Annotated in this window: 12 protein-coding genes; 10 read left to right on the forward strand and 2 right to left on the reverse strand. The window is 65.5% G+C overall.

Annotated features, from left to right (window positions below):
- Positions 1 to 231: 231 nt before the first annotated feature.
- Positions 232 to 714 (reverse strand): Lrp/AsnC family transcriptional regulator, encoded by a 483-nt coding sequence (locus ASD75_RS10580; RefSeq protein ID WP_015012403.1) that lies wholly within the window; start codon positions 712 to 714, stop codon positions 232 to 234.
- A 165-nt stretch (positions 715 to 879) separates the two neighbouring features.
- Here ASD75_RS10580 and ASD75_RS10585 point away from each other — a divergent pair, with 165 nt between their 5' ends.
- From ASD75_RS10585 to phhA, 5 genes are all read left to right on the forward strand, one after another.
- Positions 880 to 1,821 carry a triacylglycerol lipase gene (locus tag ASD75_RS10585; protein WP_156400998.1) on the forward strand — a complete coding sequence of 314 codons (942 nt, stop codon included), beginning with the start codon at positions 880 to 882 and terminating at the stop codon, positions 1,819 to 1,821.
- 3 nt (positions 1,822 to 1,824) lie between these two features.
- Positions 1,825 to 2,814, forward strand: a complete 990-nt coding sequence (locus ASD75_RS10590) for a lipase secretion chaperone (RefSeq protein ID WP_056745459.1) — start codon at positions 1,825 to 1,827, stop codon at positions 2,812 to 2,814.
- Positions 2,815 to 3,003: 189 nt separating this feature from the next.
- On the forward strand, positions 3,004 to 4,116 hold the full coding sequence (gene hppD, locus ASD75_RS10595) for a 4-hydroxyphenylpyruvate dioxygenase (RefSeq protein WP_056745461.1): 1,113 nt from the start codon (positions 3,004 to 3,006) through the stop codon (positions 4,114 to 4,116).
- A 73-nt stretch (positions 4,117 to 4,189) separates the two neighbouring features.
- Positions 4,190 to 5,158, forward strand: a complete 969-nt coding sequence (locus ASD75_RS10600; protein WP_056745463.1) for a tripartite tricarboxylate transporter substrate binding protein — start codon at positions 4,190 to 4,192, stop codon at positions 5,156 to 5,158.
- A gap of 65 nt (positions 5,159 to 5,223) precedes the next feature.
- Entirely contained in the window at positions 5,224 to 6,063 is an 840-nt protein-coding gene (gene phhA, locus ASD75_RS10605) for a phenylalanine 4-monooxygenase (protein WP_056745466.1), read from the forward strand.
- 833 nt (positions 6,064 to 6,896) lie between these two features.
- Here phhA and ASD75_RS10610 read toward each other — a convergent pair.
- Positions 6,897 to 7,793, reverse strand: a complete 897-nt coding sequence (locus ASD75_RS10610) for a triacylglycerol lipase (RefSeq protein WP_056745469.1) — start codon at positions 7,791 to 7,793, stop codon at positions 6,897 to 6,899.
- Between the two features lie 98 nt (positions 7,794 to 7,891).
- Between ASD75_RS10610 and ASD75_RS10615 the strand changes: the two genes are divergently transcribed.
- The 5 genes from ASD75_RS10615 to ASD75_RS10635 all read left to right on the forward strand — a co-directional run bounded on the left by ASD75_RS10615 (position 7,892) and on the right by ASD75_RS10635 (position 14,626).
- On the forward strand, positions 7,892 to 8,635 hold the full coding sequence (locus ASD75_RS10615) for a hypothetical protein (protein ID WP_056745471.1): 744 nt from the start codon (positions 7,892 to 7,894) through the stop codon (positions 8,633 to 8,635).
- A 74-nt stretch (positions 8,636 to 8,709) separates the two neighbouring features.
- The gene (locus tag ASD75_RS10620) at positions 8,710 to 10,392 is read left to right on the forward strand and encodes an AMP-binding protein (RefSeq protein ID WP_056745473.1); all 1,683 of its coding nucleotides are present in this window, start codon (positions 8,710 to 8,712) and stop codon (positions 10,390 to 10,392) included.
- Between the two features lie 469 nt (positions 10,393 to 10,861).
- Entirely contained in the window at positions 10,862 to 11,815 is a 954-nt protein-coding gene (locus ASD75_RS10625) for a sugar ABC transporter substrate-binding protein (protein WP_056745474.1), read from the forward strand.
- 160 nt (positions 11,816 to 11,975) lie between these two features.
- Complete coding sequence (locus ASD75_RS10630; protein ID WP_056745476.1) at positions 11,976 to 13,637, forward strand: sugar ABC transporter ATP-binding protein; 1,662 nt, start codon at positions 11,976 to 11,978, stop codon at positions 13,635 to 13,637.
- Positions 13,634 to 14,626 (forward strand): ABC transporter permease, encoded by a 993-nt coding sequence (locus ASD75_RS10635; protein WP_056745478.1) that lies wholly within the window; start codon positions 13,634 to 13,636, stop codon positions 14,624 to 14,626. The genes ASD75_RS10630 and ASD75_RS10635 overlap by 4 nt, the downstream gene beginning before the upstream one ends.
- Positions 14,627 to 14,651 lie beyond the last annotated feature (25 nt).

Below are 14,651 nucleotides of genomic sequence, written 5' to 3' on the forward strand. Positions count from 1 at the left end.
CCTCAATAGCTATCAATTTGAGAGTATTCAAGCCCCAGATCCCCCTTGCACGGGTCGCAGACGCGACGGCTGGGGTGGCTGCACCCCCGTCTGCGCCAAGCCTTCTCTGCACGGGGCGGAGCGTAAAGCGCGGACCGCCTTACAGCAACCTCCACCGCATCAACAGACGCCACAGGGAGTCACGCCCGTGACTTGCACAGGCCCTGTCAACGAGTGAAGGCCTGTGTTGGACTACACCGGCACAGCCGTCGTCGCCTTCACGCGGTCGAGCACAAAACTGGTCTTGCAGTCCTGCACGCTGGGATGCTTGAGCAGCGTGTCCATGATGAAGCGGCTGTAGTGCGCCATGTCGGCCACCACCACGCGCAGCAGGTAGTCCATTTCGCCGGTGAGCGATGCGCACTCCACCACCTCGGGCCAGGTCTGCACGCTGGCGCGGAACAGGTCCATGGGGTTGCGCTTGTGGCTTTCCGTGTGTTTTTCCAGCCGCACGTTCAGGTACGCCGTGAGTCCCAGCCCCACCGCTTCGGGCTGCACCAGGGCCACGTAGCGGTGGATCACGCCGCTGTCTTCCAGCCGCTTGACGCGGCGCAGCACCGCGCTGGGCGACAGGCCCACCTGTTCTCCGATGACGTCGTACGTCTCGCGGCCGTTGTCCTGCAGGCGGCGCAGGATGGCGCGGTCCAGCTTGTCGAGTGCGTCAAATGCTTTCATGACGCAGGATTTTACGAACAACTGAGTGATTTCTGCATGGTGCGCTGCACACACGGGTATGTCCCGATAGTGACTCCATGGCCCGAATACAAAAATTGATCTCGCAAAAAAGAACGGTCGTTCGTTTTTGCGAGCATAAGAAACCATACCAACGGAGACAAACACATGACCGGATTTTTCAGCCGCTTTTTGCGGCGACTGGTGCTGGCAGCAACGGCGGGGTTGCTGCTGCTGGGCGTGGGCGCGCAGGCGCAGACGGGCTACACCCAGACGCGCTACCCCATCGTGCTGGTGCATGGCCTGTTCGGCTTTGACTCGGCCCTTGGGATCGACTACTTCTACGGCATCCCCGACGCACTGCGCCAGGACGGCGCCAAGGTCTACGTCGCCCAGGTCTCGGCCGCCAACAGCACCGAGGTGCGCGGCGAGCAATTGCTGGCACAGGTCAAGACCATCCTGGCGCTGACCGGTGCCCCCAAGGTGAACTTGGTAGGCCATTCGCACGGCGGCCCCACCACCCGCTATGTGGCGGGCGTGGTGCCGCAGCTGGTGGCATCGGTCACCTCGATTGGCGGCGTGAACCGGGGTTCGCGCGTAGCCGACATCCTGCGCGGCGTAGCGCCCGCAGGCTCGGTGTCCGAAGCTGTGGCCAGCGCCGCCGCCAAGGCGCTGGTGGGCCTGATCAACCTGACCTCCGGCGGCACCGGCCTGCCCCAGATGCCCACGGCGGCGCTGGACTCGCTGACCACGGCCGGCTCGGCCAAGTTCAACAGCCGCTTTCCGCAAGGCGTGCCCACCTCCGGCTGCGGCAGCGGCGCCGAGCTGGTGAACGGTGTGCGCTACTACTCCTGGACCGGCACCCTGCCCCTGACCAACGTGCTCGATGCCAGCGACGCGCTCCTGGCCACGCTGAGCCTGACCTTTGGCGAAGCCAACGATGGCCTGGTGTCGGCCTGCTCGTCGCGCTTGGGCAAACACCTGGGCGACTACCGCCAGAACCACCTCGACGAAGTCAACCAGCTGCTGGGCCTGCGCGACTGGTTCTCCACCGACCCGGTGACGCTGTACCGCCAGCACGCCAACCGCCTCAAGCAACAAGGCCTGTAAGCCATGGCCCAGCCCTCGCGCACCTGGGCGGTTGCCGCCGCAGTCCTGGCCCTCACCACGGTCGCCGTGGTGTGGTGGCTGGGGGGCCCTGCCGGGTTGGGCGCGGGGGATACCAACCCATCACCAGCGGGGGCGGCCGCAGCCTCCGCCGGTGCCCAGGTACAACCCTCGCCAGCGCAGGGCGCGGACCACAGCTTTTTTGCACGCCGCCGCGCCATCACCACCGACGGCCTGGCCGACCCCCTGCTGGTGCACGGCCTGCGCGACACGCTGGAAGCCCTGCTGATGGAAGCGGGCGACGCCAGCGACCCAGCCACGCTCAAACAGCGCCTGGCCGCACTGGTCAACCAGCATTTCCCCGCCGCCCTGGCCACGCGAGCCCTGGCACTGGCCGAGCGCTATGTGGACTACCGTGTGGCCCTGGGCCGCTTGCGTGCGCCGCAGGACCTGACCGACCCACGCGCACTGCGCGACGCGCTGGAGGCGCGCCACAAGGTGCGCCTGCAGTTTTTTGACGACGCCGAATACGACGCCCTGTTTGCCCGCGAGGCAGAGCTGGACCGCTACACCCTGGCGCGCCTGGAGATTGAGCGCAACACCCAGCTCAGCCCTGAGCAGCGCGCCCAGGCGCTGCAGGCGGCCGATAACGAACTCTCCACCGAGCGCCGCGCCGAACGCAGTGCCGCCACCGCTCACATGGCGGCCGCCGCGCAGACGGCCGCCTTCAACGCCAGCAACGCCGACGAGCGCAGCCGCTACGCCACCCGCAGCGCGCAGTACGGCCCGGCAGCCGCCCAGGCCATGGCGCAGCTGGACAGGGACGAACAGCACTGGAACCAGCGCCTCGACCAGTACAGCCAAGCCCGCACCCAGCAGGGCGAGGGCCCCGGCCTGCAGCAATTGCGCCAGCAGCTGTTCTCGCCCGAGGAGCAACAACGCATTGACGCCGCCCTGGCGCTGCGCCAGCTCAACGCGGGCACCTCGGGCTTATAGGGACCTTCTGTCGACCGCGCAGCGCTGCGGCGGCCAGCCCTGCCCAGCGCGCCGCCAGACTGCGCGAAATTTTGACCATTCACAAGATTCCTGCAAATCAAAGGCCAAAGCCTCTTGATTTCGCCAGAAACATGAGGCAGGCCGCGCCTACAGTCCATGACATTCATCAACGAATGCCGGAGACACCCCATGAACGCCGCCTTGCCGCAAGAAACCACCGCCCAGCTCGCTGCCTGGGACAACCCCATGGGCCTGATGGGCTTCGAGTTCGTCGAATTCACCTCGCCCCAGCCCGGCGTGCTGGAGGCGGTGTTTGAAAAGCTCGGTTTCACCCTGGTCGCCAAGCACCGGTCCAAGGATGTGGTGCTGTACCGCCAGAACGGCATCAACTTCATCCTGAACCGCGAGCCCCACAGCCAGGCCGCCTACTTTGGTGCCGAGCATGGCCCCTCCGCCTGTGGCCTGGCCTTCCGTGTGAAGGATGCGCACAAGGCTTACAACCGCGCGCTGGAGTTGGGCGCCCAGCCCATCGAGATCCCCACCGGCCCCATGGAACTGCGCCTGCCCGCCATCAAGGGCATTGGCGGTGCGCCGCTGTATTTGATCGACCGGTTTGAAGACGGCAAGTCCATCTACGACATCGACTTTGAATTCATCGAAGGCGTGGAACGCCGCCCCGTGGGCCACGGCCTGAACCTCATCGACCACCTCACGCACAACGTGTACCGCGGCCGCATGGGTTTCTGGGCCAACTTCTACGAGAAGCTGTTCAACTTCCGCGAGATCCGCTACTTCGACATCCAGGGCGAATACACGGGCCTCACGTCCAAGGCCATGACCGCGCCCGACGGCAAGATCCGCATCCCGCTGAACGAAGAATCCAAGCAGGGTGGCGGCCAGATCGAAGAATTTTTGATGCAATTCAACGGCGAGGGCATTCAGCACATCGCGCTGATCTGCGACAACCTGCTGGACGTGGTGGACAAGCTGGGCATGGCCGGCGTGCAGCTGGCCACCGCGCCCAACGAGGTCTATTACGAAATGCTGGACACCCGCCTGCCCGGCCACGGCCAGCCGGTGCCCGAGCTGCAGTCGCGCGGCATCTTGCTGGACGGCACCACGGCCGACGGCACGCCCCGCCTGCTGCTGCAGATCTTCTCCACCCCCATGCTGGGCCCGGTGTTCTTTGAATTCATCCAGCGCGAAGGCGACTACCGCGACGGCTTTGGCGAAGGCAACTTCAAGGCGCTGTTCGAATCGCTGGAGCGCGACCAGATCCGCCGTGGCGTGCTGAACACATAAGACATCGGACATCCAGGGTTAACCCTGCACAGGTGCCTATACTGCGCGCTCCCCGGAACTCAAAAGGATCCCGATGTCGCTCCGTAGCACCCTGTTCAGCACCCTTCTGGCCGGCGCGGCCACTGCCGCGCTGGCGCAGAACCCGTCTGCCCCGCTCACCATCGTGGTGCCCTACCCCGCTGGTGGTCCGCTGGACACCTCGGCCCGCATCGTGGCCGACGGTGCCGCAGCCCAGTTGGGCTCCATCACCGTGGAGAACAAACCGGGGGCAGGTGGCAATACCGGCGCCGACCAAGTCGCCAAGGCACCCAAGGCCAGCAACCAGGTACTGATGGGCGCCGTGGCCACGCACGCGGTCAATCCCTGGCTGTACAAGAACTTCCCCTACAACGCACTCAAGGACTTCAAACCCCTCGTCCTCGTGGCGCGCACGCCCAATGTGCTGGTGGTGAACGCGGAACAGGCGGCCAAGCTGGGCATCAAGACCACGCCCGACCTGGTGCAGTACCTCAAGAAGAACCCGGACCAGGCCAAGTACGGCTCGGGCGGCAACGGCAGCATCGGCCACATCTCGGCCGAGATGTTCAAGTCGCTCACCAACACCAAGATGGGCCACACGCCCTTCCAGGGCTCCAAGCCAGCGCTCGCCGCGCTGGAATCAGGCCAAGTGCTGATGGTGTTTGACAACCTGGCCTCGGCGCTGCCGCAGATCCAGTCGGGCAAGCTGCTGGCGCTGGGTGTGACCACCCTCAGCCGCAACGAGGCGCTACCCAACGTGCCCAGCATCAACGACAGCGTGCAGGGCTTCAACGTGTCCACCTGGTTCGGCCTGTTCGCGCCGGCTTCGCTGCCCGATGCGGACGCACGCCGCTATGCCAACGCGTTCAGCGCCGCAATGCACTCGCCTGCGGGCAAGGAGAAGTTCAAGAAGATGGGTATCACGCCCGAAGAGCTGACGCTCGACGGATTTGCGCAGTTTGTGCGCTCGGAAAACAGCAAGTACGAGTTCTTGATCCGGGCCGCAAAGATCAAGATCGATTAGCAGCCGCGTGGGCTGGTGCGCACCCCCGTCGCGGTGCGCCGACCATGGCGGCAAAGGAGAAAAAAATGGGACAAGCCCCTGTCGTCTATGGCCAATCCACCCGCCCACCGCGTGGCGACTACTCGCGTGCCAACGCGGACTACACCTGCCCGCAGGACTACGCGAGCTACACCGACGCCGACCACGACACCTACCGCCGCCTGTACGAGCGCCAGCGCGCCCTGCTGCCGGGCCTGGCGAGCCAAGCGTTCATCGACGCCCTGCCCTCACTGGGCGCGAGCGACCGCATCCCGCGTTTTGAAGAGGTCAACGAGCGCCTCTACAAAGCGACCGGCTGGGAGCTGGTGGGCGTGCCCGGGCTGATCCCGGAGGTGCCCTTCTTCACCCTGCTGGCCAACCGCAAGTTCCCGGTGACGGACTGGATCCGCAAGCCCGAGGAGTTCGAATACATCGTCGAGCCCGACATTTTTCATGACCTGTTCGGGCATGTGCCGCTGCTGTTCAACCCGGTGTTTGCGGACTACGTGCAGCGCTACGGCCAGGGCGGTCTGAAGGCGCAGGGGCTGGGGTCGTGCGAGATGCTGAGCCGCTTGTACTGGTACACGATCGAGTTCGGGCTGATCCGCGAGGCGGGGCAGTTGCGGGCCTATGGCGCGGGCATCCTGAGTTCGTCGGGCGAACTGGCGTACTCGGTGCAGAGCCCAGAGCCGCAGCGCATTCCGCTGCAACTGGAGCGCACCATGCGCACGCGCTACAAGATCGATACGTACCAGCAGACGTATTTTGTGATTGACAGTTTTGAGCAGCTGTTTGAGATGACGGCGGCGGACTTTGCGCCGATCTATCAGCGGCTGCGGGGGTTGCCGGAGTTTGCCGCGGATGAGCGGGAGGCTGTTGCGGCTTGATGTTTTGAAGAAACTGGCTGCCAGCGTTAGTGAATCATGCCCTGAAAGCTACGCTTTTAATAGCAACTTGCATCCAGGAATGCGGGGCTGGGCTGGGGTTGTTGGGCCTTTTGGATGAATCGGTCTCTGTGCCTGGGTTGAGGGCGGGGGCCGGGAGTCGCCCGGCTGGCGAGGCACTTTTCTTTGCTTCGCCAAAGAAAAGTACCCAAAAGAAAGGCGACCCCACTGTCTGCGTCCCCTGCGCTTCGCTACGGGGCAACCTGCGGTGCTCGGGTGTGGCGGGGTCTCGCTCAACTCGCGCCGCTGCGCGTCGCTCAGACACACGCGAGCCCTGATCCGCCAAACCCTGCGCTCCTCGGCGCATCCACAGGGGCAGCGGGCGCAAGCGCCACGCGCTGCGCAGCCTGGGCCGAGCGAAGCAATGGCCCGTGGGGCTGTTGGGATGTTCGGCTGTTCCACCCCTGCTGGCTGCGCCTGCGGCGGGGCGGTTGTGGGGTGGCACGCGCGTCGGAGCGCGCGTGCTTCGTGCTCTGACTCGCCGTGGATGTCTGAGCGGCGCGCGCAGCGCAAAGCGAGTTCCACGGCGCACCCCGCAGCCGCCCCGCCGCAGGTTTGCCCCTTCGCAACGCGAAGGGGTCGCAGACTGGGGGTCGCCTTTTCTTTGGTAACTTTCTTTTGGCGAAGCAAAAGAAAGTTACTCGCACGCCGGGCGACTCCCGGCTCCCGCCCTCAACAAAGGCACGCCACCCAATCAGCGCACAAGAACCAACACTGCAAAATCAATAGCTACCCACCCATATCCCACTAGCGCATCCAGCCCAAAAACCAAAACATTACCCCCGCCCAACCTCCTCCAGACAAGCCTTCATCACCCCAGGGTCAAACGCCATCTGAACATGCGCAACCCCTTCCACCAACCGGTGTTCCGCCCCCACCAACGCCGCTGTGGTCGCCGGAAACACGATGTTGTCGCAGTTCGAATACCAGCAGGTAAACAGCGCCGCACGCCCCGCAGGCTCCGCCCGCTGCAAGGCCACCACCCAATCCCCCGCCAAACTCATCTGCCGCCCATTCACCGCCCGGCTGAAACGCCCCAGCCACGTGCCACCATGCGGCGTACCCAGCGTCAACACACGGTGCACCCGCCCATCCGCCTGGTGCGCCCGCAGCCACGCCCGCACCGCCAAGCCCCCCATGCTGTGGCACAACAGCACCGGCGCCTGCCCCGTGGCCGCCGTCACCTTGCGAACGGCGTCTTCGATGATGTCCGCGTACTCGTCGATCGAGCCCATCACCGGCTCCAGATTCACCGCCACATAGGCATGCCCCCGCGCCTGCAAAGGCGCAAACCACGGCAGCCAGAGCCCCCGGTTGCACATGAATCCATGCACCAGCACCACGCCGCGCTTTCCCGTCGGCTGTGCAGGCAGCCAGTCGGGCACGGAATCATGGCGAAACGGCTGGCGCCAGCAAAACACCATCAGCGCCACCCACACCTCGGCCCACCAGGCACCCACCACCTGCGACAGGCGGGCGCGGGGCGCAGCATCGGCACGGTTGGTGATGTGCATCAGCACAAACTCCACCGCCATCACCACCAGGTAAATGCCGAGCGGCACCAGTGCCCCCAGCACGGCACGCAACGGTGAATGGGGCCACTGCCACACCAGCCAGGCGGCCATGGTCAGCAGGATGAACAGGAGCAGGGTTCGTTGCCAGCGCGCGATCATGGTGGTGATGGGCAGATGTTGTAATTGACCAGCCGCATTGTGCGGTCTGACCACCGCCCGACCCCGCAGAACGCAGAACGCAGAAAGGACCCCGCCCCATGGATGCCGCCCAGACCATCCGCGACTGCATCGCCGACGTGACCGCCCTGCGCCTGCACCGCACGGGCGACCCGGCGCTGGGGGCGGCGGTGGGCAGCGTCAAAAGCCTGCAGGCCCGGCGCTTTCGCGGCACCTATGCGGACCTGATGGACTCGCCCGCGTTCGGCCCCGCAGCGCAGTTCTTTCTGGAAGAGCTGTACAGCGACACCGACTACACCGACCGCGATCTGCAGTTTGGCCGCATCGCCGGCACGCTGCAGACCATGTTCCCCCAACCGGTCGTGAACACCGCCGTGGCCCTGGCGGTGCTGCACGCACAGACCGAGGGACTGGACCAGGACATGGGCCGCGCGTGGTTGCTGCACGAAGCCGATGCGGCCAACGTTGCCGCCCGCTACACCGCCGCCTGGCGCACTGTGGGCCAGCGCCATGCGCGCCAGCAGCAGCTGCAGCGCGTGCTGGCCATGGGGAATGACCTGGCGCGCCTCACGCGCACCCCCGGCCTGCGGATGATGCTGCGCATGATGCGCGGCCCGGCCAACGCTGCGGGTATGGGCGCGTTGCAGAAGTTTCTGGAGGCGGGGTTTGACACCTTCGGCCAGCTTGCGCGCCAGCGCGGCGGGGTGGAGCAGTTTCTGGCCACCATCGAGCAGCGCGAGCGGGCGCTGATGGAGCAATTGTTCGATGCCGACCCTGTCGCCTGCGAGACCCAGCTCGCCAGCACACTAGGACAAGCCCGATAGCCCGCAACGCGCCCGCCTTCCACAATCTGGGCCCACCTATCAATGGCATTTGGCGAGCACAAGGAAACAAGCGCATGGAAAAGATCTGGCTCAAGAGCTACCCCCCGGGCGTCCCACACGACGTGAAGCCCGAGCAATACCGCTCTGTGGCCCACCTGCTGGAAGAGTCGTTCCGCAAACACGCATCGAGCCCGTTTTCGGTCTGCATGGACCAGTGGATGACCTACGGCGAGCTGGATCGCCGCTCGGCCGCTTTGGGTGCCTATCTGCAAAGCCTGGGCCTGGAGCCCGGTGCGCGCGTGGCCATCATGTTGCCCAACATCCCCCAGTTTGGCGTGACCATGGCCGCCGTGCTGCGCGCAGGCTATACCTGCGTGAACGTGAACCCGCTGTACACCGCCCGTGAGCTGGAGCACCAGCTCAAGGACTCTGGCGCCACGGCCATCGTGATCCTGGAGAACTTTGCCCACACGCTGGCTGAGGTCATTGACCACACGGCCGTCAAGCATGTGGTGATGGCCTCCATGGGCGACCTGCTGGGCTTCTGGTTTGGCAAATGGATCACCTTCGCCGTGCGCCACCTGGCCAAGATGGTGCCTGCGTATGACCTGCCGCTGTCGAATGGTCGCAAGGTCGTCAGCTTCAAGAAGGCGCTGTCGCTGGGCGAGCACAAGTCGCTCGCACCCAGCCAGGCCACGCTGGATTCGACTGCCTTCCTGCAGTACACCGGCGGCACCACGGGCCTGTCGAAAGGCGCGGTGCTGACCCACCGCAACATCGTGGCCGCCACGCTGCAGGCCGAGGCGTGGTTCACGCCCGCGCTGTCCAAAGTGGGCGACCTGAGCAAAGCCAACAGCATTGCCGCACTGCCGCTGTACCACATCTTCGCGCTCACACTGTGCCTGCTGGCCATCCGCCAGGGCTCCAGCCTCACGCTGATTCCCAACCCGCGCGACATTCCGAAGTTCGTAGCCGAACTCAAGAAGCGCCCCTTCCACATGCTGCCTGCGGTGAACACGCTGTTCAACGCGCTGCTGCAAAACCCGCAGTTCAAGGCGCTGGACTTCTCCCACCTGTGCGTGTCGCAGGCCGGGGGCATGGCGGCCAGCGAGGGCACGGCCAAGCAGTGGCAGAAAGTGACCGGCAGCACCATGATCGAAGGCTGGGGCATGAGCGAGACCTGCGCCATAGGCACCAACAACCCGGTGATCAGCACCACCTTCAGCGGCAACATCGGCCTGCCCTTGCCGGGCATCGACATCGCCATCAAGGACGACGAGGGCAACAGCCTGCCCCAGGGCGAGTCGGGCGAGATCTGCATCCGCGGCCCCAACGTGATGGTGGGTTACTACAACCAGCCCGAAGAAAACGCCAAGGCCTTCACGGCCGATGGTTTCATGCGCACGGGCGATATCGGCATCATGGACCCGCAGGGCTACACCCGCATCATCGACCGCAAGAAGGACATGATCCTGGTGAGCGGCTTCAACGTGTTCCCCAACGAGCTGGAGCAGGTCATCAGCCTGTGCCCCGGCGTGGTCGAATGCGCGGCCATTGGTGTTCCCGATGAGAAGCAGGGCGAGGCCATCAAGGTGTTCATCATCAAGAACGACCCGGCCCTGACCGAGGACGAAGTGGCCAACTACTGCCACCAGAACCTCACCGGCTACAAGCGCCCCAAGTACATCGAGTTCCGCGACGAGCTGCCCAAGAGCAATGTGGGCAAGATCCTGCGCCGAGAGCTGCGCAAGGCCTGAGGCCGTTGTTCCTGAGGGCAGAGCGACAAACGCTGTCCTCCATCACCTCCCCCAGGGCGCTTCGGCGCCCTTTTTCTTGGGCGTAAACCCTGCAGATCGCCCCACTGCGCCGGTAATCGAATGTCTGCATCTTCGGGTTTTTACTGATTAGCAAACGTTTGCGCAAACGTTTGCTTTCGTTATCATCCCGATCGCGACAAGGCACCGGGCATCCGTAGCCGCTCCTTTTTGGGGGCGGTGCCGGGGATTTCCCTCCACGCTGTCGGTCGCCTTAGGGCGATGCTGGATAAGTCTCCGCGATGCGGCGGGCCCTGGATCGGGATGGACTGCAAGGCGCAAACCAGAGTGATAGCCGTAGCTATCGCGAGGATTTGCAACGCTGCAGACCGTCCTGAGCCAGGGATGCGCCTGGCGCGAGAGGCTTGTTCAGCGTTGCCTCAGTCCACATTCCAACCTGGAGACAACACCCATGCAGTTCACCCGCCGTTCCGTTCAGACCGCCGCCGCCCTCGCCGTTGTGGGCAGCCTGCTGGCCAGCCCTGCCTTTGCGCAGGACAAGCCGAAGATCGCGCTCATCATGAAGTCGCTGGCCAACGAGTTCTTCCGCACCATGGAAGACGGTGCCAAGGCGCACCAGAAGGCCCATGCCAAGGAATACACGCTGGTGGCCAATGGCATCAAGAACGAGACAGACACGGCAGCCCAGATCAAGATGATCGAGCAGGCCGTGGCCCAAAAGGTCAGTGCCATCGTGCTGGCCCCTGCCGACTCCAAGGCGCTGGTGCCCGTGGTCAAGACGGCCATCGACAAGGGCATCCTCGTGGTCAACATCGACAACCAACTCGATGCCGACGCGCTGAAGGAAAAGAACATCACCGTACCCTTCGTGGGCCCTGACAACCGTGCAGGCGCCAAGCTGGTGGGCGACCACCTGGCCAAGACGCTGAAGGCTGGTGACAAGGTCGGCATCATCGAAGGCGTGTCCACCACCTTCAATGCGCAGCAGCGCACCCTGGGCTACCAGGACGCCATGAAAGCCGCCAACATCACCGTGGTGGGCGTGCAGTCCGGCAACTGGGAGATCGAAAAGGGCAACACCGTGGCCGCCGGCATGATGCGCGAGCACCCTGACCTCGTGGCCCTGCTGGCTGGCAACGACAGCATGGCCCTGGGCGCCGTGGCTGCCGTGAAGGCCGCCGGCAAGACCGGCAAGGTGCAGGTGGTGGGCTACGACAACATCGGCGCCATCAAGCCCATGCTGGCCGACGGCCGCGTGCTGGCCACCGCCGACCAGTACGCCGCCAAGCAGGCCGTGTTCGGCATCGAGCTGGCCCAGAAGGCCCTGGCCGCCAAGACGCCGCAGAACCAGCTGCCCGCCACGGTGAAGACGGAGGTGGTGCTGGTGACGAAAGACAGCAAGTAAGCCTCGGAGCGGAGAACAAAGCTCTTCTGGCGTTGTTGCCGTGTCTTGTCGTACTTCCAGTACTGCCTGCGACACGGCGCCTAGCCAGAACCGCTTCGCTGAGCTTTGTTCACCGCTCAAAACATAAAGCCCGCTCTGCAGTCGCCCCCATCACACCACCATGCTCAGCCCCTCCGCCGCCCGACAAGCCACGCCCCTGCTCGCCATCCAGGCCGTGGGCAAGGACTACACCGCCACCGTGCTCGATGGCGTGAACGTGGAGCTGTTTGCGGGCGAGGTGCTGGCGCTGACCGGGGAAAACGGCGCGGGCAAGAGCACGCTGTCCAAGATCCTCTGCGGGCTGGAACAGCCCACGCGCGGCGGCATGCAGCTGGCGGGGCAGGCCTACGCCCCCACGTCGCGCCGCGATGCCGAGCGCCACGGCGTGCGCATGGTGATGCAGGAGCTGGGCCTGGTGCCCACGCTCACCGTGGCCGAGAATTTGTTGATGGGCCGCCTGCCGCACCGGCTGGGCTGGCTGCAGCGCGATGCGCTGCACGCCGCCGCCCGTGCACAGCTGGCCAAGATCGGGCTCGACAACATCGACCCCGCCACCCCGGTCTCGCAACTGGGGATTGGCCAGCAGCAGATGGTGGAGATCGCGCGCAACCTGCAGGACGACACGCGCATCCTGGTGCTCGATGAGCCCACGGCCATGCTCACGCCGCGCGAGACCAATTACCTGTTTGAGCAGATCGCGCACCTCACCGCGCGCGGCGTGGCCATCATCTACGTGTCGCACCGGCTCGAAGAACTGCGCCGCATTGCCGACCGCGTGGCCGTGCTGCGCGATGGCCGCCTGGTGGACGTGCGCCCCATGGCCGGCATGAGCGAAGACGACCTGGTGCAGCGCATGGTGGGCCGCGTGGTGAGCGACCTGGACCACCGCCCGCGCCGCCCCATCGGCCCCGTGGTGATGAGCGCTGAAAACCTGGGACGGGGCACCGCCGTGCAGGACGTGAGCCTGGAGCTGCGCGCTGGCGAGATCTTTGGCATTGCCGGGCTGGTTGGATCGGGCCGCACTGAGCTGGTCCGCCTGCTGTTTGGCGCGGACCGGGCAGACCGTGGCAGCGTGACGCTGCACCAATCTTTTGAGCAAAAACAACCGCAAGCGCCAGTGAATCATGCGCCAGCAGCTACACAAAACATAGCAAAATCACCCACACTAGCACCCACCGCCCCCCGCACCTGGCAGCGGGGTTTCGCATCGCCGCTGCAGGCCATCGCCGCCGGTGTGGGCCTGGTCACCGAAGACCGCAAATCGCAGGGTCTGCTGCTCTCGCAGCCCATCCGCATCAACGCCACGCTGTCCGACCTATCGGCCGTGTCGCGCGGCGGCTGGCTGCAGCGCGGGCTCGAAAGCCGCCTGGTGCAGGGCTTTGTGCGCACGCTGGGCATCCGCTGCCGCAGCCCCGAGCAGCCGGTGGGGCAGCTGTCGGGCGGCAACCAGCAAAAGGTGGTGTTTGCCCGCTGGCTGCACCGCGAAGGCCGCGTGCTGCTGCTGGATGAACCCACGCGCGGCGTGGACGTGGGCGCGCGCGCCGAGCTGTATGGCGAGCTGGATCGCATGGCCCTGGAAGGCCGCGCGCTGCTCATGGTGTCGTCTGACCTGCGCGAACTCATGGCCATGGCCGACCGCATCGGCGTGATGAGCGCGGGCCGCCTGGTGGCCGTGTTCGAGCGCGGCGAGTGGTCCGAGCAATCGCTGCTGGCGGCCGCGTTCTCCGAGCCCGGCGGGCGCACCAGCACCACCCCTTCAACTTCTTCTCCTGTGACCGCATGAACGCCCCCACCACATCTGCCGCGCCCGCTGCGGCGCCTTCCTCCGCTTCGGTCTGGCGCAGCCAGCTGGGCACCTACCTGGGCCTGCTGGCCGTGCTGGCGGGCATGGTGGCGCTGTTCTCGTCGCTGTCCGAATACTTCTGGAGCGCCGAGACCTTCATCACCATCGCCAACGAGATCCCGGCCCTGGCCGTGATGGCCGTGGGCATGACCTTTGTGCTCATCATTGCGGGCATCGACCTGTCGGTAGGCTCGGTGATGGCGCTGGCCGCTGCGACCTCGGCCGCCGCCATCCTGCAATGGGGCTGGACGGTGCCCGCCGCCGCAGTGCTGGCACTGGCCACGGGCCTGGTGTGCGGCACCATCACCGGCATGATTTCCGTCGCATGGCGGCTGCCCTCGTTCATCGTGTCGCTGGGCATGCTTGAAGCCGTGCGTGGCAGCGCGTATGTGGTGACCGACTCGCGCACGCAGTACGTGGGCGATGCGATCTCGTGGCTGTCGGCACCCTTCTTTGGCGGCATCTCGTTCGCCTTCTTGCTGGCCGTGGTGCTGGTGGTGGTGGCACAGCTGGTGCTGTCGCGCACCGTGTTTGGCCGCTGCGTGGTGGGCATTGGCACCAATGAAGAAGCCATGCGCCTGGCCGGTGTGGACCCGCGCCCTATCCGCGTCATCGTGTTTGCGATGACCGGCCTGCTCGCGGGCCTGGCGGGCCTCATGCAGTCGGCCCGGCTCGAAGCCGCCGACCCCAACGCCGGAACCGGCATGGAACTGCAGGTGATTGCGGCCGTGGTGATTGGCGGCACCAGCCTCATGGGCGGGCGCGGCTCGGTGGTCAACACCGCGTTTGGCGTGCTCATCATCGCGGTGCTGGAGGCAGGCCTGGCCCAGGTGGGCGCCAGCGAGCCCAGCAAGCGCATCATCACGGGTTTTGTGATCGTGGCGGCCGTCATTGTGGACACGCTGCGCCAGCGCCGCGCCGCCCGCTGAACCTGTTTCAACACACCGATTTTTC

It is taken from the genome of Acidovorax sp. Root568 (genome assembly GCF_001427445.1).
Taxonomy (GTDB): Bacteria; Pseudomonadota; Gammaproteobacteria; order Burkholderiales; family Burkholderiaceae_C; genus Acidovorax; species Acidovorax delafieldii.

Excerpts from the sequence above, each read along its gene's own strand:
- ASD75_RS10580 (WP_015012403.1), bottom strand. The coding sequence starts at position 714 with ATGAAAGCATTTGACGCACTCGACAAGCTGGACCGCGCCATCCTGCGC.
- ASD75_RS10585 (WP_156400998.1), top strand. The coding sequence starts at position 880 with ATGACCGGATTTTTCAGCCGCTTTTTGCGGCGACTGGTGCTGGCAGCA.
- ASD75_RS10590 (WP_056745459.1), top strand. The coding sequence starts at position 1,825 with ATGGCCCAGCCCTCGCGCACCTGGGCGGTTGCCGCCGCAGTCCTGGCC.
- hppD (WP_056745461.1), top strand. The coding sequence starts at position 3,004 with ATGAACGCCGCCTTGCCGCAAGAAACCACCGCCCAGCTCGCTGCCTGG.
- ASD75_RS10600 (WP_056745463.1), top strand. The coding sequence starts at position 4,190 with ATGTCGCTCCGTAGCACCCTGTTCAGCACCCTTCTGGCCGGCGCGGCC.
- phhA (WP_056745466.1), top strand. The coding sequence starts at position 5,224 with ATGGGACAAGCCCCTGTCGTCTATGGCCAATCCACCCGCCCACCGCGT.
- ASD75_RS10610 (WP_056745469.1), bottom strand. The coding sequence starts at position 7,793 with ATGATCGCGCGCTGGCAACGAACCCTGCTCCTGTTCATCCTGCTGACC.
- ASD75_RS10615 (WP_056745471.1), top strand. The coding sequence starts at position 7,892 with ATGGATGCCGCCCAGACCATCCGCGACTGCATCGCCGACGTGACCGCC.
- ASD75_RS10620 (WP_056745473.1), top strand. The coding sequence starts at position 8,710 with ATGGAAAAGATCTGGCTCAAGAGCTACCCCCCGGGCGTCCCACACGAC.
- ASD75_RS10625 (WP_056745474.1), top strand. The coding sequence starts at position 10,862 with ATGCAGTTCACCCGCCGTTCCGTTCAGACCGCCGCCGCCCTCGCCGTT.
- ASD75_RS10630 (WP_056745476.1), top strand. The coding sequence starts at position 11,976 with ATGCTCAGCCCCTCCGCCGCCCGACAAGCCACGCCCCTGCTCGCCATC.
- ASD75_RS10635 (WP_056745478.1), top strand. The coding sequence starts at position 13,634 with ATGAACGCCCCCACCACATCTGCCGCGCCCGCTGCGGCGCCTTCCTCC.